This window comes from Thermus sp. NMX2.A1 (genome assembly GCF_000511705.1).
Lineage (GTDB): Bacteria > Deinococcota > Deinococci > Deinococcales > Thermaceae > Thermus > Thermus scotoductus.
Map to the genome: position 1 here is coordinate 1 of NZ_ATNI01000132.1, position 914 is coordinate 914.

Consider the following 914-nt stretch of genomic DNA (forward strand, 5'->3'; position numbering starts at 1 on the left):
GTAAGCCTCCACCGCCTGAGCAAGGTCATCGGGTAGGTAGATGGTCGCTCGCACGGGATCAGACCCTGATCACGAATCTTCCGTAGGCGACCATGGCGTGTACCGGGGTGATGGGGAGATGGGTGAACCCCTCTTCCTCCACCACCTCCACAAAACCCTCCGGCATCCGCAGTTTGCCCAGGGAAGCCTTCACGGCAAGCTCTCAGGTGGTTGCGGCGCTCACGAAGACCTGGTCGGCCCCCTCAATCAGCCGACGGGCCTTGCGGCTCAGCCTTGGATCATCGGAAAGCTACCACAGCAAGATGTGGCTATCGAGCAACAGGTTCAACCGGACCTTCCTCCATCATCCGGGCCATATCGGCATTGGGTTCATCGAAATCCGAGGCGATCCAGACCTTCCCCTTCCAGACCCCTGGCACCCGCTTGGGCTTGGGAGGGGCGTCGGGCGGCACCAGCTTGGCCACCACCCGCCCATACCGCCCGATAAGGATGACCTCCCCCCGCTCAACCCGCTTCACCAACCGGGAGAGCTGGGCCTTGGCCTCGGCGATGTTGACCAGTTTCTTGTTCCGATCCGCCGCCTTGGGCATCGGTAATCCCCTCTCCCCCTAAGGAGAGGACATATGACCATGGTTGGCCAACTTGTTTCTCACACTTATACATGAGCCCCCTAGCGGTCGTGTCAAGATTTATGTGTAAGCGTCTGTGTACGGGGGGCATACCTCTCCAGAAGCATCTTCTCCAGCACTTCCCGCACCTCAGCAAAGCCCTTCAATCGCCGCTCAGACCACCTCCCCTCCTGACGCTCCGCCTCCAAGTAAAGGAGCTTAAACACAGACTCGGGTCGGGGGAACTTATGATCCCGCACCTTCGTCCCACGCCTCACCAGAACGCTAGCCCTGCGGGCTGAGCCC

The 914-nt window shown here is 60.5% G+C and carries 2 protein-coding genes and 1 pseudogene; all 3 read right to left on the reverse strand.

Translation table 11 applies throughout. The features are described 5' to 3' along the window. Positions 1–58 precede the first annotated feature (58 nt). A complete protein-coding gene (locus TNMX_RS13495; RefSeq protein WP_256378180.1) occupies positions 59–193 on the reverse strand; it encodes a hypothetical protein in 135 nt (44 codons plus the stop codon). Between the two features lie 115 nt (positions 194–308). Beyond that, a complete protein-coding gene (locus tag TNMX_RS12355; protein ID WP_038032651.1) occupies positions 309–590 on the reverse strand; it encodes a type II toxin-antitoxin system Phd/YefM family antitoxin in 282 nt (93 codons plus the stop codon). A 92-nt stretch (positions 591–682) separates the two neighbouring features. After that, positions 683–914, reverse strand: a pseudogene (locus tag TNMX_RS12735) (hypothetical protein); the annotation flags it as partial.

What these genes read in the sequence shown, in the direction of transcription:
- TNMX_RS12355 (WP_038032651.1), bottom strand. Translation starts at nt 590, where the DNA reads ATGCCCAAGGCGGCGGATCGGAACAAGAAACTGGTCAACATCGCCGAG.